21 protein-coding genes are annotated in these 21,136 nt (G+C 72.0%); 9 read left to right on the top strand and 12 right to left on the bottom strand.

The window, feature by feature from the left end; genetic code table 11:
* Positions 1-75 precede the first annotated feature (75 nt).
* From BKD30_RS10580 to BKD30_RS10570, 3 genes are all read left to right on the top strand, one after another.
* Entirely contained in the window at positions 76-732 is a 657-nt protein-coding gene (locus BKD30_RS10580) for a carbonic anhydrase (RefSeq protein ID WP_235861628.1), read from the top strand.
* Between the two features lie 71 nt (positions 733-803).
* Entirely contained in the window at positions 804-2,222 is a 1,419-nt protein-coding gene (locus tag BKD30_RS10575) for a class II fumarate hydratase (RefSeq protein WP_076704514.1), read from the top strand.
* Between the two features lie 18 nt (positions 2,223-2,240).
* Positions 2,241-2,804 carry a DUF488 domain-containing protein gene (locus tag BKD30_RS10570; RefSeq protein WP_076704512.1) on the top strand — a complete coding sequence of 188 codons (564 nt, stop codon included), beginning with the start codon at positions 2,241-2,243 and terminating at the stop codon, positions 2,802-2,804.
* Positions 2,805-2,978: 174 nt separating this feature from the next.
* Here the strand turns inward: BKD30_RS10570 and BKD30_RS10565 are convergent, their stop codons facing one another.
* Entirely contained in the window at positions 2,979-3,455 is a 477-nt protein-coding gene (locus BKD30_RS10565) for an NUDIX hydrolase (protein ID WP_076704671.1), read from the bottom strand.
* A 298-nt stretch (positions 3,456-3,753) separates the two neighbouring features.
* Here BKD30_RS10565 and BKD30_RS10555 point away from each other — a divergent pair, with 298 nt between their 5' ends.
* The gene (locus BKD30_RS10555) at positions 3,754-5,499 is read left to right on the top strand and encodes a pyruvate dehydrogenase (RefSeq protein ID WP_076704510.1); all 1,746 of its coding nucleotides are present in this window, start codon (positions 3,754-3,756) and stop codon (positions 5,497-5,499) included.
* Positions 5,500-5,534: 35 nt separating this feature from the next.
* On the opposite strand, the gene BKD30_RS10550 is transcribed toward BKD30_RS10555, so the two are convergent.
* Positions 5,535-6,059, bottom strand: a complete 525-nt coding sequence (locus BKD30_RS10550; RefSeq protein WP_076704509.1) for a prepilin peptidase — start codon at positions 6,057-6,059, stop codon at positions 5,535-5,537.
* Between the two features lie 190 nt (positions 6,060-6,249).
* On the opposite strand from BKD30_RS10550, the gene BKD30_RS10545 reads away from it, so the two are divergent.
* Both BKD30_RS10545 and BKD30_RS10540 read left to right on the top strand, forming a co-directional pair.
* Positions 6,250-7,134, top strand: coding sequence for a hypothetical protein (locus BKD30_RS10545; protein WP_175578474.1), 885 nt, complete (start codon positions 6,250-6,252; stop codon positions 7,132-7,134).
* A gap of 61 nt (positions 7,135-7,195) precedes the next feature.
* Entirely contained in the window at positions 7,196-7,852 is a 657-nt protein-coding gene (locus BKD30_RS10540) for a rhomboid family intramembrane serine protease (protein ID WP_235861626.1), read from the top strand.
* Positions 7,853-7,856: 4 nt separating this feature from the next.
* Here the strand turns inward: BKD30_RS10540 and BKD30_RS10535 are convergent, their stop codons facing one another.
* From BKD30_RS10535 to BKD30_RS10520, 4 genes are all read right to left on the bottom strand, one after another.
* On the bottom strand, positions 7,857-9,167 hold the full coding sequence (locus BKD30_RS10535) for a PhoH family protein (RefSeq protein WP_076704667.1): 1,311 nt from the start codon (positions 9,165-9,167) through the stop codon (positions 7,857-7,859).
* A gap of 484 nt (positions 9,168-9,651) precedes the next feature.
* The gene (locus tag BKD30_RS10530) at positions 9,652-10,434 is read right to left on the bottom strand and encodes an isoprenyl transferase (protein WP_076704508.1); all 783 of its coding nucleotides are present in this window, start codon (positions 10,432-10,434) and stop codon (positions 9,652-9,654) included.
* A 127-nt stretch (positions 10,435-10,561) separates the two neighbouring features.
* Positions 10,562-10,960 (bottom strand): type II toxin-antitoxin system VapC family toxin, encoded by a 399-nt coding sequence (locus BKD30_RS10525; protein ID WP_076704507.1) that lies wholly within the window; start codon positions 10,958-10,960, stop codon positions 10,562-10,564.
* The gene (locus BKD30_RS10520; RefSeq protein ID WP_076704506.1) at positions 10,957-11,193 is read right to left on the bottom strand and encodes a FitA-like ribbon-helix-helix domain-containing protein; all 237 of its coding nucleotides are present in this window, start codon (positions 11,191-11,193) and stop codon (positions 10,957-10,959) included. The genes BKD30_RS10525 and BKD30_RS10520 overlap by 4 nt, the downstream gene beginning before the upstream one ends.
* Positions 11,194-11,319: 126 nt before the next feature.
* Here BKD30_RS10520 and trhA point away from each other — a divergent pair, with 126 nt between their 5' ends.
* Positions 11,320-12,066: a PAQR family membrane homeostasis protein TrhA gene (gene trhA, locus BKD30_RS10515; protein ID WP_076704505.1), complete on the top strand. Its 747-nt coding sequence runs from the start codon at positions 11,320-11,322 to the stop codon at positions 12,064-12,066.
* A gap of 83 nt (positions 12,067-12,149) precedes the next feature.
* Here the strand turns inward: trhA and BKD30_RS10510 are convergent, their stop codons facing one another.
* The 4 genes from BKD30_RS10510 to mca all read right to left on the bottom strand — a co-directional run bounded on the left by BKD30_RS10510 (position 12,150) and on the right by mca (position 16,921).
* Positions 12,150-14,291: a thioredoxin domain-containing protein gene (locus tag BKD30_RS10510; RefSeq protein ID WP_076704504.1), complete on the bottom strand. Its 2,142-nt coding sequence runs from the start codon at positions 14,289-14,291 to the stop codon at positions 12,150-12,152.
* Positions 14,292-14,538: 247 nt separating this feature from the next.
* Entirely contained in the window at positions 14,539-15,444 is a 906-nt protein-coding gene (locus BKD30_RS15630) for a nuclease-related domain-containing protein (protein ID WP_083956302.1), read from the bottom strand.
* A gap of 60 nt (positions 15,445-15,504) precedes the next feature.
* Complete coding sequence (locus BKD30_RS10500) at positions 15,505-15,861, bottom strand: hypothetical protein (RefSeq protein WP_076704503.1); 357 nt, start codon at positions 15,859-15,861, stop codon at positions 15,505-15,507.
* A 139-nt stretch (positions 15,862-16,000) separates the two neighbouring features.
* Positions 16,001-16,921, bottom strand: coding sequence for a mycothiol conjugate amidase Mca (gene mca / locus BKD30_RS10495; RefSeq protein WP_076704665.1), 921 nt, complete (start codon positions 16,919-16,921; stop codon positions 16,001-16,003).
* 209 nt (positions 16,922-17,130) lie between these two features.
* On the opposite strand from mca, the gene BKD30_RS10490 reads away from it, so the two are divergent.
* Positions 17,131-17,538 carry a DUF4307 domain-containing protein gene (locus BKD30_RS10490; protein ID WP_159440567.1) on the top strand — a complete coding sequence of 136 codons (408 nt, stop codon included), beginning with the start codon at positions 17,131-17,133 and terminating at the stop codon, positions 17,536-17,538.
* 365 nt (positions 17,539-17,903) lie between these two features.
* Positions 17,904-18,398, top strand: coding sequence for a transcription elongation factor GreA (gene greA, locus BKD30_RS10485; RefSeq protein WP_076704499.1), 495 nt, complete (start codon positions 17,904-17,906; stop codon positions 18,396-18,398).
* Between the two features lie 109 nt (positions 18,399-18,507).
* On the opposite strand, the gene ilvA is transcribed toward greA, so the two are convergent.
* Entirely contained in the window at positions 18,508-19,755 is a 1,248-nt protein-coding gene (gene ilvA / locus BKD30_RS10480; RefSeq protein WP_076704497.1) for a threonine ammonia-lyase, read from the bottom strand.
* Positions 19,752-21,071: an AI-2E family transporter gene (locus tag BKD30_RS10475; RefSeq protein WP_083956297.1), complete on the bottom strand. Its 1,320-nt coding sequence runs from the start codon at positions 21,069-21,071 to the stop codon at positions 19,752-19,754. Before BKD30_RS10475 ends, ilvA begins: the two co-directional genes overlap by 4 nt.
* Positions 21,072-21,136: the final 65 nt, after the last annotated feature.

Below are 21,136 nucleotides of genomic sequence, written 5' to 3'. Positions count from 1 at the left end.
CGCCGCCTCCCGGAGAGCGCCCGCGGGCCTACCCGGGCGGGGCACGACCCCGGCCGACTGGATATGCTGGCTGCCGTGACGTCTTCACCCTCTCCTGCTGAAGTCAGCCCCGCCGAACTCAGTCCCGCCGACGCGTGGCAGCGGCTCGCGGACGGCAACCGCCGGTTCGTGTCCGGGCAGTCGCAGCACCCCAACCAGGACGCCGCCCGGCGCACCGCCCTCGTCAACGAACAGCACCCGTTCGCCGTCATCTTCGGTTGCTCGGATTCACGGCTCGCCGCGGAGATCATCTTCGACGTGGGCCTCGGTGACGTGTTCGTCATCCGCACGGCCGGTCAGGTGATCGACGACGCCGTGCTCGGCTCGCTCGAGTACTCGGTCGCTGTGCTCGCCGTGCCGCTCATCGTCGTCCTGGGCCACGACAGCTGTGGCGCCGTGACCGCCACCCGCGACGCCGTCGACAGTGGCGAGATGCCGACCGGTTTCATCCGCGACCTCGTGGAGCGGATCACCCCGTCGGTGCTGACCGCGAAGCGGGGGGGCCACCAGGACCTGCCTTCGATGATCGACGAGCACGTGCGGCAGACCGCGGCCCGGCTCGGTGACAACTCCCGGGTGATCGCCGAGGCCGTTGAGGCCGGCCGCACCGCCGTCGTCGGCGTCAGCTACCACCTCGAGGACGGCAGCGGCGTCGTCGTCTCCACGACCACGCCCCTGACGACGCCGGCCTGACCACTCCCCCCACGCCCCGGTCGCGACGACGCCGGCCGGGCACCACCCACCGCCACCACGAGGAGACACCGGTGTCCGACACCCCCGAGTACCGCATCGAGCACGACACGATGGGTGAGGTCCGCGTCCCGGCCGACGCCCTGTACCGCGCTCAGACCCAGCGGGCCGTGGAGAACTTCCCGATCTCGGGCAAGACGCTCGAGCGCAAGCACATCGAGGCGCTCGCACTGATCAAGAAGGCCGCCGCCCGCGCCAACGCGGAACTCGGCGTGCTCGACGGAGACCTGGCGGACGCGATCGCGGACGCCGCCGACGCGGTGGCTGCGGGCCGGTACGACGGGGACTTCCCGATCGACGTGTTCCAGACCGGGTCCGGCACCTCGTCGAACATGAACACCAACGAGGTGATCGCGGAACTGGCCACGCGGGCGCTGAAGGCCGCCGGGTCCGAGAGGACGGTGCACCCGAACGACCACGTCAACGCCTCCCAGTCCTCCAACGACGTGTTCCCCACCTCGGTGCACGTCGCGGCGACCAGCGCCCTGCTCAACGACCTGATCCCGGCCCTGACCCACCTGGATGCCGCACTGAGCCGGAAGGCCGCGGCCTTCGCCGACGTCGTCAAGTCCGGCCGCACCCACCTGATGGACGCCACCCCGGTGACCCTGGGCCAGGAGTTCGGCGGCTACGCCGCGCAGGTGCGCTACGGCATCGAACGGATCGAGGCGTCCCTGCCGCGCGTCGCCGAGGTGCCCCTGGGCGGCACCGCCGTCGGCACCGGCATCAACACCCCGGCCGGCTTCCCGCAGAAGGTGATCGCGATCCTCGCGCAGGAGACGGCGCTGCCGCTGACCGAGGCGCGGAACCACTTCGAGGCGCAGGCCAACCGGGACGGGTTGGTCGAGGCCTCCGGTCAGCTGCGCACCATCGCCTACTCGTTGATGAAGATCAGCAACGACCTGCGGTGGATGGGTTCGGGTCCCAACACGGGCCTGGGCGAGATCGCCATCCCGGATCTGCAGCCCGGCTCCTCGATCATGCCGGGCAAGGTCAACCCCGTGATCTGCGAGGCCGCGATCCAGGTCGCCGCGCAGGTGATCGGCAACGACACCACCATCGCCCTGTCCTCCACCAACGGCGCGTTCGAACTGAACGTGGGCATCCCGGTGATGGCCGCGAACCTCCTCGAGTCCATCCGGTTGCTCGCCAACACGGCGCGGGTGATGGCGGACAAGATGATCGACGGCATCGAGGCCAACGTGGACCGAGCCCGGTTCCTGGCCGAGGCGTCCCCGTCGATCGTCACGCCGCTGAACAAGTACATCGGTTACGAGAACGCCGCGAAGATCGCCAAGAAGGCGGTCGCCGAGGGCCTGACCGTCCGGGAGGCGACCGTCGCGCTGGGCTACCTGGAGCGCGGCGAGCTGACCGAGGAGCAGCTGGACGCGGCGCTGGACGTGATGTCGATGACCGGGCCGGCCACCGCCTGAACCGGTCCGGCAGCCGCCATGCCGTCGGTCCCCGACCGCCCGCGCCGGGTGTTCACCGTCGGGCACTCCACCCGCCCGTTCGAGGATATGGTGGCCATGCTCCGGGCGAACGACATCACCATGCTCGTGGACGTCCGGTCCTTCCCGACCTCCCGCGTTCATCCGCAGTGGAACCAGGACGCGATCGTCGAGCGGCTCCCGGCGGGCATCGGCTACCGGTGGATCCGGGCGCTCGGCGGCCGTCGGCACACCCCCGCCGGTGTGGCCAGCCCCAACGGCGGGTGGCGCGTCAAGGCGTTCCGGGACTACGCCGACCACATGGCGACGGCCGACTTCCATGCCGGCCTCGCCGAGCTGCTGGAGATCGCCGGCCACTCGGTACCGGCGATCATGTGCAGTGAGGCCGTGCCCTGGCGCTGTCACCGCCGACTGATCGCCGACGCGCTGCTCGTGGCCGGGGTCGAGGTGGCTCACCTCATGTCTCCGACGTCGGTACGGCCGGCCGAGTTGACCCCGTTCGCCGTGGTCGACGACGGGCGGATCACCTACCCGACGCCGGAGGAGCCGCTGCCCGGCCTCTGACGGACGGCGTCGGGCCGATTTCGGGCCTCGAACGCTTCCGGTCGCCGCTTCAGTCCGGTCGCCGGTCGCCGAGCTCAGTCCGGTCGCCGGTCGCCGAGCTCAGTCCGGTCGCCGGTCGCCGCCTCAGTCGCGGTCGCCGGTCGCCGAGCTCAGTCCGGTCGCCGGTCGCCGAGCTCAGTCGTGGGCGAAGACCGCCACCCCGGTACTGGCCAGCGCCGTCCGCAGCCGCCACCGCTGGTGCTCGGGCATCGAGTCCGGCAGGTCGTCGACGTCGAACCAGCCCACGGCGGTCGACTCGTCGTCGGCCACCCGCGCCTCGCCCGCCACGCACCGGCAGCGGAAGGTCAGATCCAGGAACTGCGCCCGGTCGCCGTTGGGGTAGGTGACGGGGTCGCCGACACTGGTCGAGGTGAGGAACTCGACGCGGGCGACGACGCCGGTCTCCTCGGCGATCTCCCGGGCCAGGCCGACGGCGGGTTCCTCGCCCGGTTCGAGGATGCCGGTGATCAGTCCCCACCGGCCGTTGTCGGCGCGTCGGCCGAGCAGCACCCGGCCCTCGTCGTCGAGCACCACCGCCGTCACCCCCGGCAGCCAGATCAGGTCGGTGCCGAGCTTGGCGCGCATGCTGAGGATGAAGTCGGGGGTGGGCACGCGGCCCATTCTAGGGAGCCGGTGCTCGCCCCGTGTTCGTCCGCCGCCACCGCGAGAGGGACAGTTCCTACCGTTCGGGACAGCCCCCCACCGCCTCGACGGGAGTAAGTGTCCCACCGGGCGACGAAGAACCCGGCGACGAAGAACCCGGCGACGAAGAACCCGGCGACGAAGAACCGGGCGACGAAGGACGTCCTGAAGCGTGGGTGCGCCGTGAACCACGGCATACCGCCCGCCCGGCGTCGGTGCCAGACTGACAGGCGAGACCACCCGTCGAGCATGACCGGAAGGAACCGCCATGGCCCAGAAACTGGCCGAGCAGATCGTCGAGCAACTCATCGGTGCCGGAGTCCGCCGGATCTACGGCATCGTCGGGGACAGCCTCAACCCGATCGTCGACGCGGTGCGCGCCAGCGGCGGGTCCGCGCGCGGCGGGATCGACTGGATGCACGTGCGGCACGAGGAGGCCGCCGCGTTCGCCGCGTCCGCCGACGCGCAGCTGACCGGCCGGCTGGCGGTCTGCGCCGGCTCGTGCGGGCCCGGCAACCTGCACCTGATCAACGGGCTCTACGACGCCAACCGGTCCGGCGCCCCGGTGCTGGCCATCGCCTCGCACATCCCCAGCTCGCAGATCGGCACCGGGTTCTTCCAGGAGACCCACCCCGACCGGCTGTTCACCGAGTGCAGCGTGTACAGCGAGCTGATCTCCACGCCGGTCCAGTCACCGCGCGTCGTGCACGCCGCGATCACGCATGCGGTCGCCCGGCGTGGGGTCGCCGTCATCACGCTGCCCGGGGACGTCGCCGACGAGGCGGTGGCAGCGAAGGCGCCCGCCCCGGCGACGTTCACCCCCGGCATCCTCCACCCGGATCCGGAGAGCCTGGCGGCGCTGGCCGCGGCGATCGACGCGGCGGACAAGGTCGCCATCTTCGCCGGCATCGGCGTCGCCGGCGCGCACGACGCCGTCGTCGACCTCGCCGCGAAGCTGAAGGCCCCGGTGGGGCACTCGCTGCGCGGCAAGGACTTCATCCAGTACAACAACCCGTACGACGTAGGGATGACCGGTCTGCTCGGCTACGGGGCCGCGGCGGAGGGCATTCACGACGCGGACCTGCTGATCCTGCTCGGCACCGACTTCCCGTACGACCAGTTCCTGCCGGACACCAGGACCGCGCAGGTGGACCGGGCGGCCGAGCACATCGGGCGGCGCACCGACGTCGACGTCGCCGTCAACGCGGACGTCCTGCCCACCCTGGCGGCGCTGCTGCCGCTGGTGAAGGAGAAGACCTCCAGCCGGTTCCTCGACGCCACGCTGAAGCGGCACGACAAGCTGATGAACAAGGCGGTCGGCGCCTACACGCGGCGCGCGGACCGGCTGGTTCCCATCCACCCGGAGTACGCGGCGTCGCTGCTGGACCAGGTGGCCGACGACGACGCGATCTTCACCGCCGACACCGGCATGGGCAACGTGTGGACCGCCCGGTACATCAACCCGCTCGGCACCCGCCGGCTGATCGGCTCCTACCTGCACGGCTCGATGGCCAACGCGCTGCCGCACGCGATCGGCGCGCAGGCGGCGTTCCCGGACCGGCAGGTGATCGCCGTCGCCGGTGACGGCGGGCTGTCCATGCTGCTCGGCGAACTGATCACCGTGGCCGCGTACCGACTGCCGGTCAAGGTGGTCGTGTTCAACAACTCGACGCTCGGCATGGTCAAACTCGAGATGCTGGTCGACGGGCTGCCCGACTTCGGGGTGGACGTCCCGGCGGTCGACTACGCGCGGATCGCCGAGGCCCTCGGCTTCCACACCACCCGGGTGGAGGATCCCCGGCAGATCGAGGCCGCCTACCGGGAGGCGTTCGCGCACCCCGGGCCGGCGCTCGTCGACGTCGTCACCGACCCCAACGCCCTGTCCATCCCGCCGAAGATCACCTCCGAGCAGGTGGTCGGCTTCGCGACGGCGATCAGCAAGGTCGTGCTCAACCGGGGCGCCGGGGAAGCCGTCAGCATGGCGCGGTCCAACCTGCGCAACCTCCCTCGCTGACTCCCGCCCGTGGCCGCCGCGGTCGGACCCCGGGGTCAACCGGCGGGGATGAGGACCAGGGCGGCGCCGGCGCCGGCGAGCATGAACGGGCCGAACGGGAGGGTGGTCCGCCAGCTCGCCCGCCGGGTCAGCAGCAAGGCGGCGCCCACCACACCGCCGGCGAGGAACGCGAGCACCGTGCCCGCGGCGACGTGCGCCCAGCCGGCGGCGCCCAGGTGCAGGCCGAGCAGACCGGCCAGCTTCACGTCCCCGAAGCCCATGCCGGGTGGGTGGATGATCCGCAGCAGCAGGTAGCCGGCGAACAGCACCACCCCGCCGGCCAGCGTGCGGAGAACACCGCCGGCGCCGCCCGCCTCCGGGCCGGCGACAACGAACGCCGCCACCCACAGCACCGCCGAGCCGGCGATGCCGGGCAGCACGAGCCGGTCCGGCAGCCGGTGCTCGACGACGTCGACGACGGTCAGCAGCACTGCGAGCGCGAGCAGACCCGCGCACGCCAGGGCCGCCAGCAGGCCGGCCACCGGATGCGCGGCACTCAGATCAGCGAGCCGGCCGATCATCGCCGCCCCGATGTGCCGCGTGTCTCCCCCGACATGAGCGCAGCCTACCGGGCCCGGCCCGCTGCCGAGCGGGTAACCCGAGCGGGTGTGGACGAACGGGCTCGTTGCCGATCGGGAAGCCCGATCGATGTAGTCCCAACGGGTGAAGCCCGAACGGGTGTGGACCAGCGCGGCTGGCTAGACTGCGCTCATGTCCGTCCCGCCGTCGCCGGAGCCGTTCCGGCCGAAGCGCGCTTCCCGTCGCGATACCGAGCGCGACGCCGCCGGCGAGTCCGTGCCCCGACCGGAGCCGGCGCCGGAGACGGCGTCGGGGCCGGAGACGGAGCCGGCGCCGGAGACGGCGTCGGGGCCGGAGACGGCGTCGGGGCCGGAGCACGGCAACCCCGTCGACCCCGACCACGCCGACCCGGCGACCGCCGCCCGGTTCCGGCGCCTGTGCCGGTCCTCACCGTGGCGGTGGCGGACGCTCCGGTTCCGGTTCACGATGCGCCCGGGTGCCGAGCCCCTCGAGGCCCTGGTGCGTCGCCCGCTCGCGCTGCGGATCACCGGGGTCGACGGCGGCCTGGTGCACGCCAGCCTGAACGCCCCGCCCGGACTCGGCAGCTACGCGACCGCCCGCCGGGCCTCGTCCTGGCTGATGCCCCCGCACCTGGTCACCCCGCTCCGGGCCCCGGACGGACTGGTGCAGCGCCGGCCCGAGGCCGCCTACGGGGAGCCCTGGTACGACGATCCGCGGCTCGCCTCCACCCTGGACCCGGTGCAGCTGGCCGGGAACGCACCGGCCGCAGCCGATCTGCCGCAGGCCGAACCAGTCACCGTGCATGCGCTGCGCGAGGCCGACCACGAGGGCAGACCGGTCCTGGAGGCGCTCCTTTCCCCCAACCACGCCTACCGGGTGGCCGACCCGGCCGCCGCCCTGCTGGGACCGGGCCGCACCACCGTGCGGATCGACGCCGCCACCGGGGTGTGCGTGCTGGTGGAGCCCGAGGACGCGAGCGAGCCGGTCCTGTGGCTGCGGATCCTGGGCACGGACGAGTACGCCGGCGACGACGAGTTCCTCGGCGGTGCCCCGTGACCGGGCGTGAGCGCCGGCAGCCCGGGTTGCGGCGCTGCCCCGAACAGAGCACGGCGACGCGGTGAGCGCCCCGAACGGCCCCCGCCGGCCGTACCGGCCGTCCCGACCTCCGGCGGTCGAGCCCACTCTCCGGGAGGAGCTGCGCCGGCACACCGTCCGGGTCGTCGGACCGCCGGTGGCGCTGGTGACGCTGATGTGGGTGGTCGAGATCGTGGACCTGCTGATCCCGCTGCGCCTGGACGCCTTCGGCATCCGGCCGCGGCAGCTTGACGGGCTGTGGGGTGTGCTCACCGCCCCGTTCCTGCACCTGGGGTTCGCCCACCTGATCGCCAACAGCGGCGCGTTCCTCGTTCTGGGGGTGCTGGTCGGGCTGGTCAGCGGCCGGTTCTGGACGGTGTTCGCCGGTGTCACCGTGCTCGGCGGCCTCGGTACCTGGCTGATCGGCGACTCCGGCAGTGTGCACGTGGGAGCCAGCGGTGTGGTGTACGGGTTCGCCGCGTTCGCGCTCGCCTATGGGTTCACGGCACGCCGGTTCGGCCCGGCGCTGGCGGCCCTGATCGTTCTCGTGCTCTACGGCGGGCTGGCCGTCGGGGTGCTGCCCGTCAACCCGTTCGTCTCCTGGCAGGGTCACCTGTCCGGGGCCGTCGCCGGCGTCGTCGTCGGCGTGCTGCTGGCACGTCGGGCCCGCGCCCACCGGCCCGACTACCCGCCCACCTGAGGAATCAGAGGTCGACGCCCTCCAGCAGTTCCGTGACCAGCGCCGCGATCGGGGACCGCTCGGACCGGGTCAGGGTGATGTGCCCGAACAGGGGGTGACCCTTGAGCGTCTCGACGACGGCCGCGATCCCGTCGTGCCGGCCGACCCGCAGGTTGTCCCGCTGTGCGATGTCGTGGGTGAGCACCACCTTCGAGTTCTGCCCGATCCGGGACAACACGGTCAGCAGCACGTTCTTCTCCAGCGACTGGGCTTCGTCGACGATGACGAACGCGTCGTGCAGGGACCGCCCGCGGATGTGGGTCAGGGGCAGCACCTCGAGCATCCCCCGGTCGATCACCTCCTCGACGACCTCCTGGGAGACCAGGGCGCCGAGGGTGTCGAACACGGCCTGCGCCCAGGGGCCCATCTTCTCCTGCTCGGAACCGGGCAGGTAGCCCAGCTCCTGGCCGCCGACGGCGAACAGCGGCCGGAACACCACCACCTTCCGGTGCACACGGCGCTCCAGCACGGCCTCCAGCCCCGCGCACAGCGCGAGCGCGGACTTGCCGGTACCCGCCCGGCCCCCGAGGGAGACGATGCCGACCGTCTCGTCCAGCAGCAGGTCGATCGCCAGGCGCTGCTCGGCGGAGCGGCCGTGCAAGCCGAACACGTCCCGGTCCCCGCGGACCAGGCGCGCCGTGCCGTCGGCGTGGACCCGGCCCAGTGCCGACCCGCGGCCGGACGTGAGCACCAGATTCGTGTTGACCGGCAACCGCGGCTCGGCCGGCAGCGGCACCGGCTGGTGATCGTACAGCGCCGCCAGCTGCGCGTCGTCGAGTCCGACGTCGGCGGTCCCGGTCCAGCCCGAGTCCTTGGACTGCTCGTGCAGGTACTCCTCCGCGGCCAGCCCGATCGCGGATGCCTTGACCCGCATCGGCAGGTCCTTGGAGACGATGGTGACGTTGTGCCCCTCGTCGGCGAGGTTGCGGGCGACGGCGAGGATCCGGGTGTCGTTGTCGCCGAGTCGGAACCCGGCCGGCAGCACGTCGGCGGAGATGTGGTTCAGTTCCACCCGCAGGGTGCCGCCCTCGTCGCCGAGCCGCACGGGCTCGTTCAGCGTGCCGTGGGCGATCCGCAGGTCGTCGAGCAGGCGCAGCGCCTTGCGGGCGAACCAGCCGAGCTCGGGGTCGTGCCGCTTCTTCTCCAGTTCGGTGATGACGACGACGGGCAGCACGACGTCGTGCTCGGCGAACCGGTAGATCGCCCGCGGGTCCGACAGGAGTACCGACGTGTCCACGACGATGCACCGCACCGCCGCGTCGGGCTGGTTCGCCAGCGGCCGGTTGGCACGCGACGTGAGTGCGGGACGTTCGGCCGGGACGTCGCCCGTCGTGGCACGGTCCCGGGTCGTACCCGTCCGCGCTGGCGAGGTCGTCGCCGACTGGGCTGCTGCCTGCGGTGCTGACTGTGCTGGTGTCACGATTCGCTCCCCGCCCCGGGCCGCGATCGCGACCCGGATCGCTCGTCAGGTCGGATCCGGGACGCCTCGGGGCCGCGTCGGCTGTCCTCCAGCCGGACGGCCTGCCGCACCGCCGACCGCGGATCCGTCCGGCCGCGCCGGGACGGTGTCCCGCCGGCCCGGACCGGGTCCGAGGGTGCGACGCATCATGGTGGGCCTCCCGCACCGGACGGCGATCGTGCCGACCGATGGAACGAATCTAGGCCGCAACTCGACCACGGACGGCAGCCACGCCGTACCGGCCGGATGAACGGGGGGTGAAGAACGGGGGGTGAACAACGGGGAATCCGCCGCTCGCCGGTCAGGAGCCGAAGCGGCGCTGCCGTCGCGCGTAGTCGCGCAGGGCGCGGAGGAAGTCGATGCGCCGGAAGTCCGGCCACAGGGCCTCGCAGAAGTAGAACTCGCTGTAGGCGCTCTGCCACATCAGGAAGCCGGAGAGCCGCTGCTCCCCGGAGGTGCGGATGACCAGGTCCGGGTCGGGCTGACCGCGGGTGTAGAGGTAGGCGGAGATCTGCTCGACGGAGAGCTCGTCGGCCACGGTGGACAGGTCCTTGCCCGCGGCGGCCGCGTCGCGCAGCAGCTCGCCGACCGCATCGACGATCTCCCGCCGCCCGCCGTAGCCGACGGCGACGTTCACGTGCAGCCCGTCGGCGTCGCCGGTGCGTTCGGCCAGGCCGCGCAGCCGCGCGGCGAGATCGGCGGGCAGCACGTCGGGTGCTCCCACCGGGTGCACCCGCACCGTGGGGTCCTCGGCGATCCGGTCCAGCGTGTTGCCGATGATGGCGAGCAGGTCCTCCAGCTCCGCGCTGTCCCGGTTGAGGTTGTCGGTGGAGAGCATGTACAGGGTGACGACCTTGATGCCGAGTTCGGCGCACCACCCCAGGAACTGGTGGATCTTGTCCGCACCGGCCTGGTGCCCGTGCCGGGTCGGGGCGCCGGCCAGGGCAGCCCACCGGCGGTTGCCGTCGACCATGACTCCGATGTGCTCCGGCAGCGGCGAGCGCATCACCTGGCGGGCGAGCCGCTGTTCGTAGAGGTCGTAGAGCGGGGTCCGTCTGGCCGGCCGCTCGTCCGCTCCAGCCACGGGACCTCATCCTCCTCCGTCCGCTCGCTTCTCCGTCCGCTCGCTTCTCCGTCCGCTCGACGCGGGGTTGGCGAACCTGACCACACTATCGCGCACGCGCCCGCCCGGGCCCGGGTCGAGGGGTACGTCAGGGCGTCTGCACCCTGCACCGCAGGCCCGGCGCGCGGCTGATGCCCCGATCGAGCGTGACGAGCGAGGTCTCGAGCAGCTCGGCGAGGGCGACGTAGCTGGCGTCGTAGGTGGTGAGGTTGCTGCGAAGTTCCCAGGCCCGCGGCGCCAGGAGGTCGTACGGCCAGTGTTCGACGGCGAGCTCGAGGAGGTCGGCGTGAGCCTGGGCGGCCTGGTCGACGGTGATCAGTGCGGCGAGCTCATGGCGCCGGATGATGTTGCTCGCCTCGAAGGCGAACAGACCTGGCGCTGCCAGTTCAGCTCCCGCCAGGGCGGCCGCGCTCCAACGCCCCTCCGGTCCCGCGTCCAGCAGCAGGGCAACCACGGCCGAGGCGTCACAGACGACCCGTGGCCTCACCGCCGGTCCGCGTCCCGAGCGGCGAGGATGGCAGCGGTGTCGATCCGGGAGCCGGTGATGTCGACGCGCGCCCGCGCGCGAGCGATCACGTCGTCGACCGCAGGCCTGCCGGCGGCCTGAATCAACATCCCGCGAAGATACTCCTGCAGGGACATCCCGGCCCGGGCAGCGCGCGCCGCCAGCTCGTCCCTGACCGGACTCGGCACCTCGCGAACGGTGATGGCAATACCCATGCAGCGATAATAGCAGCATTGCCAGCATCATGACATCGCGGCACGACCGCCGGGCGGCCCGTCGCCGTGCCTCCCCAGCCCGTCGCCGTGGGGGCGGCACCCAGTCCCTCTCGCTACGATGACCCCGTGCGTTCCCACCACTCCGCTGTCCCCGCTCGGACGTCCGCCCCCGCCCCGCGGGCGGCCCGGCGCGAGCCGGCGTCCCCCGCGGACGCGGCCCTCGGGCGGGCCACCGACCTGCTGGAGAAGCCGCGGCTGCGCGGCTGGATCCATGCGGGCATGACGCCGTTGGCGCTGGCCGCCGGGATCGTGCTGATCGTCCTGGCGCCGACCACCCCCACCCGGTGGGCATCGGCCGTCTTCGCTCTGACCGGGGTGCTGCTGTTCGGCACCAGCGCCGCATATCACCGGGGCAACTGGACGCCGCGCACCCGACTGGTGCTCAAGCGGCTGGACCACGCGAACATCGCGCTCGTCATCGCGGGCACCTACACCCCGATCGCCGTGACCCTGCTCAGCCCGGCGCGGGGGGCCGTGCTGCTGTGGGTGATCTGGTCCCTCGCGGTGGCCGGTGTGCTGTTCCGGGTGCTGTGGGTGCATGCCCCGCGGTGGCTGTACGTGCCGATCTACGTGCTGCTGGGGTTGGTGTCCGTCCTGTACCTGGGCGAGTTCTGGAAGGTCAGCCCGGCGATCACCATCCTCATCGCCGTCGGAGGCGCCGCCTACATCGTCGGGGCCGTGTGCTACGGGTTCAAGCGACCCAAGCTCAGCCGCGACTGGTTCGGCTTCCACGAGGTGTTCCACGTGCTCACGGTGGTGGGCTTCACGTGTCATTTCGTGGGGATCACGATGGCGGTGCTCGCCGCCCGCTGACGCGCGCGTTCGCGGCCCCCGCCGGGTCGGCGGGGTTCAGCCGGTCCGGTCAGGCTTTCGGCCGTTCTCAGCCGATCAGGTTCTCAGCCGGTCAGCTGCGCCCGCAGTTCCGCCTCGGTCTGGGCGGGCAGGTCGCACACCATGTTCCGGCACACGTAGGCCCGCGCCACCCCGGCCGGGCCGGTCGGCCGGCCGCGCAGCAGGGGCACGCGACTGTCGCGTGCCGACGCGTCGCCGTCGCCGACGGCGAGGACGAGCGCCGGGACGGGGTGGACGGCCGCGACCTTGCGCAGCGCGGACCGCATCGCCGAATCGCGCCCGACGACGGCGATCTGGATGGGCCCGGTGGCGAGGACGGTTGCCGCGGCCAGACCGGCACCGACCACCTGCGGCACCTGCCCGGCGAGTCGTCCGACGTAGCCGACCAGCTGTTCGGCGAGGGAACGGTGCTCGATCGACCCGGAGTACGCCGAGGCCAACGCGCAGGCCAACGCCAAAGCGGCCGTGCCGCTCGGGACGGCGTCGTCGAGCGGGTCGACCGGCGCCTCCCCGGCCAGCGCAGCGGGCCCGGACGCGCCGCCGTCCCCGTCGGCCGGGACGTCCTGCAGGGCACCGTCGACGACGAACCGGCCCAGTGCGGCCTCGAGCAGGGCGGTCGCCCGCTCGTACCAGCGCTCGTCGCCGGTGGCGGCGAACAGCGCCAGGAAGCCGGTGACGCAGTGGGCATAGTCCTCCAGCCGGCCCTCCCCCGGCTGCAGGACGCCGGCCGCGGACATGCGGTGCAACACGGGAGCGCCGGCCGTCTGATGCACGTGCACCCGCCACAGGTGCTCCGCCGCAGCCACCGCCGCGGCGGCGAAGTCGGGCCGGTCCAGGGCCAGGGCCGCCTCGCTCAGCGCCGAGATCGCCATTCCGTTCCAGCCGGCCACGACCTTGTCGTCCCGGCCCGGCTGCGGCCGGGCTCGACGGGCGCGGCGCAACGCGGGCCGGACCGCCTCGAACAGCTGCCGTTCCTCGCGGTTCAGTTCCAGCCGGGGGTGCAGGGGCCAGCCGTGCTCGGTGGGTCGCGGGCCGGCGCCCACGTTCATCAGCACCGCGACGCGGTCCGCGTCCTCGCCGATCGCGTCGGCCAGTTGCGCCGGCGTCCACACATAGGTCAGGCCCTCGACGTGGTCGCCCGCCAGTTCGGTGTCGGCGTCCAGGGACGACGCGAAGCCGCCGTCGGGCAGGCCGAGCTCGCGGATCATCCAGTCGGCCGTCTCCGCGGCGATCCGGGCACCGAGGTAGCCCTCGTGCCGGTGCCGGGCGCCGAGTCGCGACCACTGCACGTAGACCTGCAGCAGTTGCGCGTTGTCGTAGAGCATCTTCTCGAAGTGGGGCAGGGACCAGTCCGCGGTCACGGAGTAGCGGGCGAAGCCGCCCTCCACCTGGTCGTAGAGGGCGGAGGAGGCCATCGCCGTGAGGGTGCGGGCCAACAGGTCCTCGGCGGTCGCGGCCGCGGACTCGGCATCGGTGGGAGAACCCGTCGCGGCGTAGCGGGCCAGGAACGAGAGCAGCGGGGTGCCGGGGAACTTCGGGGCGCCGCCGAAGCCGCCGTGCTCCGCGTCCTCGGTGGCGGCGAGGGCTTGGACGGCCTCGGCCAGGACACCGGGACGGAGCAGCGCCCCGGTGGCGGTCGGTGCGCCGGTGGCGATCAGCTGACCGATCAGGTCCCGGTTGACCGCCTGGGCTCGGCCGAGGCTGGCGGCGAGGGACTCGGCCGTCGCCGCCAGCTCGGAGCGCCGCTGGTCCCATGCGTCCCGGACGGCGAGGAGCAGCTGGCCGAACGAGGGACGGCCCGCCACCGGGCGGGGCGGGAAATAGGTGCCGGCGTAGAAGCAGCGGCCGTCGGCGTCGGTGAACACCGTCATGGGCCAGCCACCCTCCCCGGTCAGCGCCTGCGTCGCGGCCATGTACACGGCGTCGACGTCGGGGTGCTCCTCCCGGTCGACCTTGACGGCGACGAAGTTCGCGTTGAGGTAGGCAGCCACCCCCGGGTCGGCGAACGACTCCGCGGCCATCACGTGGCACCAGTGGCAGGCGGCGTATCCGATGGACACCAGTACCGGCACGTCCCGCTCGGCGGCTTCCGCGAACGCCTCGGGGCCCCAGGGCCACCAGTCGACCGGGTTGTCGGCGTGCTGGCGCAGGTACGTCGACGCGCTGCTCGCGAGCCGGTTGGCCATGACGGTGACTCCTGACGAGTGGCACGTGCATCGCCTTCCCAGCATGATGCACGAAAGAGATTTTCGGTCCTCGGTCCTTGAGCTGGTCGAAGGGCCCACTCGGCCAGCCTAGATGACCTGCTCCACGGGGTCAGTGGCGTGGGCGGTCAGGGATCGCTGACGGTCGCCCGGTGGGGACACGGTCGAGTGAGACGGTCACGGCCCCAAGGGTCCGCGCGCTTCGTTCCAGCAGAAGATCACCCGGCCGTCATCGCCAGGTCGTCGATCGCCGGGCAGCCTGGTAGATCGCAGCGATCTCGCGTGGCGACAGTCGCGACGGGAGCATCAGCAGGTGCTCGCTGACTCGCCGTCGTTGGACCACCACCACCGAGCCATCCGCCGGTTGCTGTTTGACGGTGAAGCCCTTGCGGGCGCCCATCACTGCAATGACCCCGACGGCGGTGACCGGGAATCCCACCTGCTCGGTCAAGAGGCGCCCGGCGCGCCGCGCCTCATGGCGACTGTTGCGGACGTACGGCACCCGCCGCCCGTTGACCATGAAGGTGTCCCCGCCGATCCAGACCGATGCGTGGGGGTGATGCTTCGCGTTGATGGTGAACACGCCGGCCGGGCCGATGACGACGTGGTCGATGTCCGAGTCTCGTTCGCCCACACGCACGGCATGGAGTACGCGCCAGTCACCACCGAGCCCGGTGAGTTGTGCAGCAACGGCCTCTTCCCCATCGGCACCGATTCGCCACGCTCGTTCGTCAGTCCGAGCGTCGACGAGCCGAGCCAACGTCCCACGCAACCACCCCTGAGCTTTTCGTTCGGCAAGCGCCCGCTCACGGGAAGCTGCGCCCGCGGCCGTCCCACTGAGGTCCGTCCAAGCAGGCTCGGACGGGTTGTCGTGAACCCCGGCGATCGGGGCGAAGTCGCTCACGGCCCGATCGTCCGTCGCGTGCTCGACGGCTGCCCGGGTTCCCTCGGTGGTCAGCCGCACGGCGAGGTGGTCGCGAATCGCCACCTTCAGGAGAGGCAGGTTCGTCAGATCGTCCGAGTGGTAACGGCCGATCCTGACGTCGAAGTAACCAAGGGATGTACCGCCCGGTGTTTCGGCGTACAGCCGCTCATGCCCGTATCGCGCCCAGCGCCTCACGATCCAGGCCGTCATGCGTCTCGCGCACGAGGTCTGCAACGCCGGTTCACCGCGGTGCGTTCCCCGCCCGGCCCGTCACCGGCGCGGGCCGGGGCTGCCGTGTCCGGTCACGGGGCCGCCGCCCGCCCCCCTGGGCGAAGGATCGGCACCCGTCCCCGGCCCGCCGTCACCGGATCCCGGGTCCACGTCACCGGGCGCCTCGCCGCGCGCGGCGGCCTCACGTTCTTCGATCAGGGCTCGGTGCTGGATCCGCCGGACTCGCTTGGTCATGGACCGGATCAGCAGGAGACCGGCCACGGCCACAGCGAAGGTCGCCAGGAACCCGAGCGTGCCGGGGGTGACCTGCTCGGCCGACAACCCCGGTTTCAGCCCGCCGTTCTGCGGGGTCGGCGTGGGACTGGGAGTGGCGGCCAGGACGAGACTGAGGATCATGAGGGCTTTCTGTCATGCGATCAGCGGGCGGCACCGACGACGCGGGGTCAGCGGGCTCCGGGAGGCTGTGCCCGCCCCTCCATGGTAATGGCCCGGCCGGCGGTCCCGTTCCGGGTGGGACCCGACGGGCGGGCCGCCGTCAGGAAGCGCGGTCGGGCTCGATCCCGGCGAACAGGTCCGTCTCGGGCAGGTCGGTGGGCACCCGGGCGTCGATGAGCGTGTACTCCTCCCAGGGCCACACCTCGCGCTGCAGATCCAGGCCGACGGCGAAGAAGAACCCGTCCGGAGCGACCTGCGACCGGTGGCACTTCAGCGCGGTGTCCCGGACCTGGAACCAGTCGGCACAGTGGATCCGGGTGGTCGTCTCGTGCGTGAGCCCGGGCGGCGGGTTGCCCTCGGCGTCGGTCTGCATCCGCCGGGCGATCCACTCGGCGAACGGCGACTCGATGCCCCGCTCCTCGAGCACATCGTGCATCGCCTGGAAGCGGGCGGGGTTGAAAGCCCGGTCGTAGTAGAGCTTCGCGGGCGCCCACGGTCGGCCCGTGCCCGGATACCGGTCGGGGTCGCCCGCAGCGTGATAGGCCTCGACCGTGACCCGGTGCGCCATGATGTGGTCCGGGTGGGGGTAGCCACCGTTCTCGTCGTACCCGACGATCACGTGCGGCCGGAATCGGCGCACCAGTCGCACCAGGGGGGCAGCAGCCCGCTCCAGCGGCATCATGGCGAAGCTGTGTTCGTGCAGGTCCGGTGGCGGGTCGCCCTCGGGCAGACCGGAGTCGGCGAAACCGAGCCAGCGCTGGGTGATGCCCAGGGCAGCGGCCGCGTCGGCCATCTCCTCCCGTCGCAGGCCGGGAAGGTCCCGCTGGGCCCGGGGCTCGGACGCGAGCGCGGAGTTGAGGATCGAGCCCTGTTCGCCGCCCGTGCAGGTGGCGACCATGACGTCGACGCCGGCGTGCGCGTACGCGGCCATGGTGGCGGCGCCCTTGCTCGATTCGTCGTCCGGGTGGGCGTGCACGGTCAACAGTCGCAGCGAGCCGGGGGGAACGGATTCGGGCACCAGACACTCCTGGACGGTTGGACGGAGATACGAACGGCTTCGTGCGTCACCGGGTCGTCCCCGGGGCATGAGCGGTCACCGCCTCGAGGTGGGCGACCTGCGGTCTCACGATCTGCCGAGCCGGGATAGGCTGGACGACGTCCCCGCCGTCGTGCGCAGTCGCATCGGTGACCCGCACGACCTACCGTCCGTGACCGCGAATGAGAGCCCGCGTGAGCACCCCCGAGTCGATGACCAGTCCCACCCTAGTCACTCGCTACGGAGCGCCCAAGCGCCGATTGAACCGCCGTGGCCGGCTCGTCGTGATCATCGCCGGTGTCGTCGCCGGTGTCGTCGCCACCGCGCTGGTCGCGTTCGTGCTCAACCGACCGACGATCTCCACCAAGGACGTCGGGTTCTCGGTGCGCGATTCGACGTCCATCACGGTGGGCATGGACGTCGTCGTCCCCGCCGGCCTACGCGGACGGTGCGGCATCCAGGCGCTGGACGAGCGTTTCACGGTGGTCGGATACACGGAGATCGACGTCGACGACACCGGCGCCGTCGCGCGCCAGGTCGAGCTGCGCACCACCTCCCTCGCTGTCAGCGGCGGTGTCGACCGCTGCTGGACGGTGCCGTGATCGCCCGCGCCGGGACCGGGCTGCGGCGAAACTGAGCTGCGGCGGAACTGAACTGCGACGGGACCGCACATCGGCGTGGTCGCTGCGGCACCGCTGACGTCCCTGGGACCGTTCGGCCTCGCCGGCCGGGACGTCGGAACCGTTGGATCCGGCACCCCGATGCCCCGTTCGGGGCTTCCGCTCGCTAGACTGGTCGGAATACGCTTCGCCCCGCTGGTGAACGTGACGGTTGTGACCGGCACCGGCGGGGTTCCTTTTTTGGGCTGCCGGCACCGTGCCGCCGTCCCCGATCGGGCCTGCGCGAAGCGACACCGCGTCGGCCGCACGGGCCGACCGATGGCCACCCGCACGACAAGGAGTATCGCGTGACCGCCAACAGCGCCGCCTCGTCCCCCTGGCTCACCCAGGACGCCTACGACCGCCTGCACGCCGAGCTGGAGCACCTCTCCGGCCCGGGTCGCGCGGACATCGTGGCCCGCATCGAGGCGGCCCGCTCGGAGGGCGACCTCAAGGAGAACGGCGGCTACCACGCGGCCAAGGAGGAGCAGGGCAAGGCGGAGGCACGGATCCGGCAGCTCACCGAGCTGTTGAAGAACGCCCACGTGGGTGAGCAGCCTGCCGACGACGGGATCGTCGAGTCCGGCATGGTGGTCACCGCCCGGATCGCCGGTGATGAGGAGACGTTCCTGTTGGGCAGCCGGGAGGTCGCCGTCGGCACCGATCTGGACGTGTTCAGTGAGAAGTCCCCGCTCGGCGCCGCGATCCTCGGCCTGAAGAAGGGCGACGCCACCCACTACGCCGCGCCGAACGGCAGGGACATCGCCGTCGAGATCGTCGACGCCAAGCCGTACAGCGGCTGACCTCCCACTCCGGCGTCACCACGGCGGCCGGTCACCCCCGGGGTGACCGGCCGCTGCGCTGTGCGGATCACGTCAGCGGAGCGCGTCAGTGCGGAGGTGCGGCCGGAACTCAGCCGTGGATGACCTGCGGATCCAGCCCTTCGTCGCGCAGGGCCTGCAGGATCGCGGCGCAGTGCTCCTCGCCCCTGGTCTCCATGAAGATGGTGATGGCCACGTCGCCCATGTTGATCGACCCGCCGATCCGGGTGTGGTCCACCCCGGTGACGTTGGCGTCGTTCTCGGCGATGACCCGCGAGATGGTGGCCAGGGAGCCCGGCCGGTCGTGCAGCATGATCCGCACCTGCAGGAAGCGACCCGCCGCCGAGAGGCCGCGCTGGATCACCTTGAGCATGAGCATCGGGTCGATGTTGCCGCCCGAGAGCACGGGCACGGTCACCCCGGGGTTCTCGATCCGGCCCTCCATCAGGGCGGCCACGCCGACCGCGCCGGCGGGCTCGACCACCATCTTCGATCGCTCCAACAGGAAGATCAGCGCCCGGGCCAGGGCGTCCTCGCTGACGGTGACGACGTCGTCGACGAGTTCCTTGATGATGGAGAAGGGGATCTGCCCCGGTTTCCCGACCGCGATGCCGTCGGCCATGGTGGTGACCCTCTGCAGCGGCACCAGCGCGTCCGCCGCGAGGGACGGCGGGTAGGCGGCCGCGTTCTCGGCCTGTACCCCGATCACCCGGATCTGCCGGCCCTGCCGTTGCGCCTCGTGCTTGAGGGCGACGGCCAGGCCCGCGAGCAGGCCTCCCCCACCCACGCCGACGAGCACGGTGTCGACGTCGGGCACCTGCTCGACGATCTCCAGGCCCACGGTGCCCTGCCCGGCGACGACGTCGACGTTGTCGAACGGGTGTACGAACACGGCACCGGAGTCGGCGGCGTACCGCTGCGCCTCGGTGAGCGCCTCGTCGACGGTCGCCCCGTGCAGGATGACCTCCGCACCGTGGTCCTGGGTGGCCGCGAGCTTGGGCAGGGCCACGCCGACCGGCATGTAGATGCGGGCGCGGACGCTCAGGTGCTTCGCGGCGACGGCCACCCCCTGCGCGTGGTTGCCCGCCGACGCGGCGACGACGCCACGGGACCGTTCCTCGGGGCTCAGCCGCGCCATCCGGGTGTAGGCACCCCGCACCTTGAAGGAACCGGCGCGCTGCAGGTTCTCGCACTTCAGATACACCGGGGAACCGGTGATCCGGGCCAGGGCGCGTGAGTGCTGGATCGGCGTGTTCTCGATCAGGCCGGCCTGCAGCCGGCGTGCCGCCAGCACGTCTTCGTAGCGGACCTGGAGTCCGGTCAGGCCGGTGCTGCTCATCGGGTGCGCTCCACGTCGGTCGTGGCGGTACTGCGGTCGCTGCGGTCACTGCGGTCAGCGTCGGGCGCGTCCGCGCCGGTGGCGTTCACCGCCGCGGTCTCGGCGTCGGCCCCGGACCGGCCGTGGTCCTGCCGCTGCCGGTCGGTGTCCTCGGCGTGCCGGCCGTACCCGTCGGCGCCGGAACCCACCAGCAGCGGGTCCGTCTCCCACTGCCGCCCGGCCAGGTAGCGGATGACGGTGTTGACGACGGCCAGCAGCGGCACGGAGAACAGGGCGCCGGCGATGCCCGCGACCAGCGACCCGCCGGTCACGGCGAGCACGACGGCGAGGGGATGCAAGGAGACGGCCCGGCCCATGATCAGCGGCTGCAGGATGTGTCCTTCGATCTGTTGGACGAGCAGCACGACGGCGAGCATGATCACCGCCTGGATCGGACCGAGCGCCACCAGGGCGAGCAACACCGCGACACTGCCGGTCACGAGGGCGCCGACGATCGGGATGAAGGAGCCGAGGAACACGAGCACCGCGAGCGGGATGGCGAGCGGGACGCCGATGACCAGCGCACCGACGCCGATACCGATGGCGTCGATCGCCGCGACGAGGATCTGCACGCGCACCCAGGACACCATGGATTGCCAGCCGCGCCGGCCGGCCCCGTCGGTCGCCGGGCGGGCCCGGCGGGGCAGCATCCCGACCACGAACCGCCAGATCCGGTCGCCGTCGAGCAGGAAGAAGATGAGCGAGAAGACGGTCAGCAGCAGACCGGCGGCGACGTGACCGGCGGTGGTGCCGACGGACGCGGCACCGGACAGCACGGTACTGCTGTTGTCCTGCACGCTCCGCACCACCTGCTGCAGGTAGCGGTCGATCTCGGCGGTGGACAACTGCAGGGGGCCGCTCTGCAGCCAGCCCATCAGCTGCTCGTACCCGGCGCGGGCCTGCCCCCACAGGGCCGAGATGCCCGAGACGATCTGCCGGCCCACGAGGGTCAGGGCGCCCGCCACCACCACGATGAATCCGATCTCGACGATCGCCACGGCCAGGCCCTTGGGCACCCGGTTCCGGTGCAGCGCCCGGACGAGCGGGGAGAGCAGGCCGGCCAGCAGCGCGGCGATCATCAGCGGGATGATGAGGACGCTGAAGAACGCCACCACGTAGAACAGTCCCCATGCGACGAGGACGATCATCACCAGCCGCCACGACCAGGCGGCCCCGATCCGCAGCGCGTACGGCACCTCGTCACCGGCCGGCTGGAACGAGGGGTCCGGGGGCGGGGCGGTCGGCGTCTCGCCGCGCAGGCCACTGAAAAGTCCCATGCGGTCCATCATCGACCCGATCGCGTGCGATCGGGTATTTTGCGTCCGCGCCGCGCGTCCGAACC

The sequence above is a fragment of the Tersicoccus phoenicis genome (assembly GCF_001968835.1).
GTDB lineage: Bacteria > Actinomycetota > Actinomycetes > Actinomycetales > Micrococcaceae > Tersicoccus > Tersicoccus phoenicis.
Note: the sequence above shows the minus strand (reverse complement) of the source record. Positions and strands in the feature narration are given on the sequence as shown.

Excerpts from the sequence above, each read along its gene's own strand:
- BKD30_RS10570 (WP_076704512.1), top strand. The coding sequence starts at position 2,241 with ATGCCGTCGGTCCCCGACCGCCCGCGCCGGGTGTTCACCGTCGGGCAC.
- BKD30_RS10555 (WP_076704510.1), top strand. The coding sequence starts at position 3,754 with ATGGCCCAGAAACTGGCCGAGCAGATCGTCGAGCAACTCATCGGTGCC.
- BKD30_RS10550 (WP_076704509.1), bottom strand. The coding sequence starts at position 6,059 with ATGATCGGCCGGCTCGCTGATCTGAGTGCCGCGCATCCGGTGGCCGGC.
- BKD30_RS10545 (WP_175578474.1), top strand. The coding sequence starts at position 6,250 with ATGTCCGTCCCGCCGTCGCCGGAGCCGTTCCGGCCGAAGCGCGCTTCC.
- BKD30_RS10520 (WP_076704506.1), bottom strand. The coding sequence starts at position 11,193 with ATGGGTATTGCCATCACCGTTCGCGAGGTGCCGAGTCCGGTCAGGGAC.
- BKD30_RS10510 (WP_076704504.1), bottom strand. The coding sequence starts at position 14,291 with ATGGCCAACCGGCTCGCGAGCAGCGCGTCGACGTACCTGCGCCAGCAC.
- BKD30_RS15630 (WP_083956302.1), bottom strand. The coding sequence starts at position 15,444 with ATGACGGCCTGGATCGTGAGGCGCTGGGCGCGATACGGGCATGAGCGG.
- BKD30_RS10500 (WP_076704503.1), bottom strand. The coding sequence starts at position 15,861 with ATGATCCTCAGTCTCGTCCTGGCCGCCACTCCCAGTCCCACGCCGACC.
- ilvA (WP_076704497.1), bottom strand. The coding sequence starts at position 19,755 with ATGAGCAGCACCGGCCTGACCGGACTCCAGGTCCGCTACGAAGACGTG.
- BKD30_RS10475 (WP_083956297.1), bottom strand. The coding sequence starts at position 21,071 with ATGGGACTTTTCAGTGGCCTGCGCGGCGAGACGCCGACCGCCCCGCCC.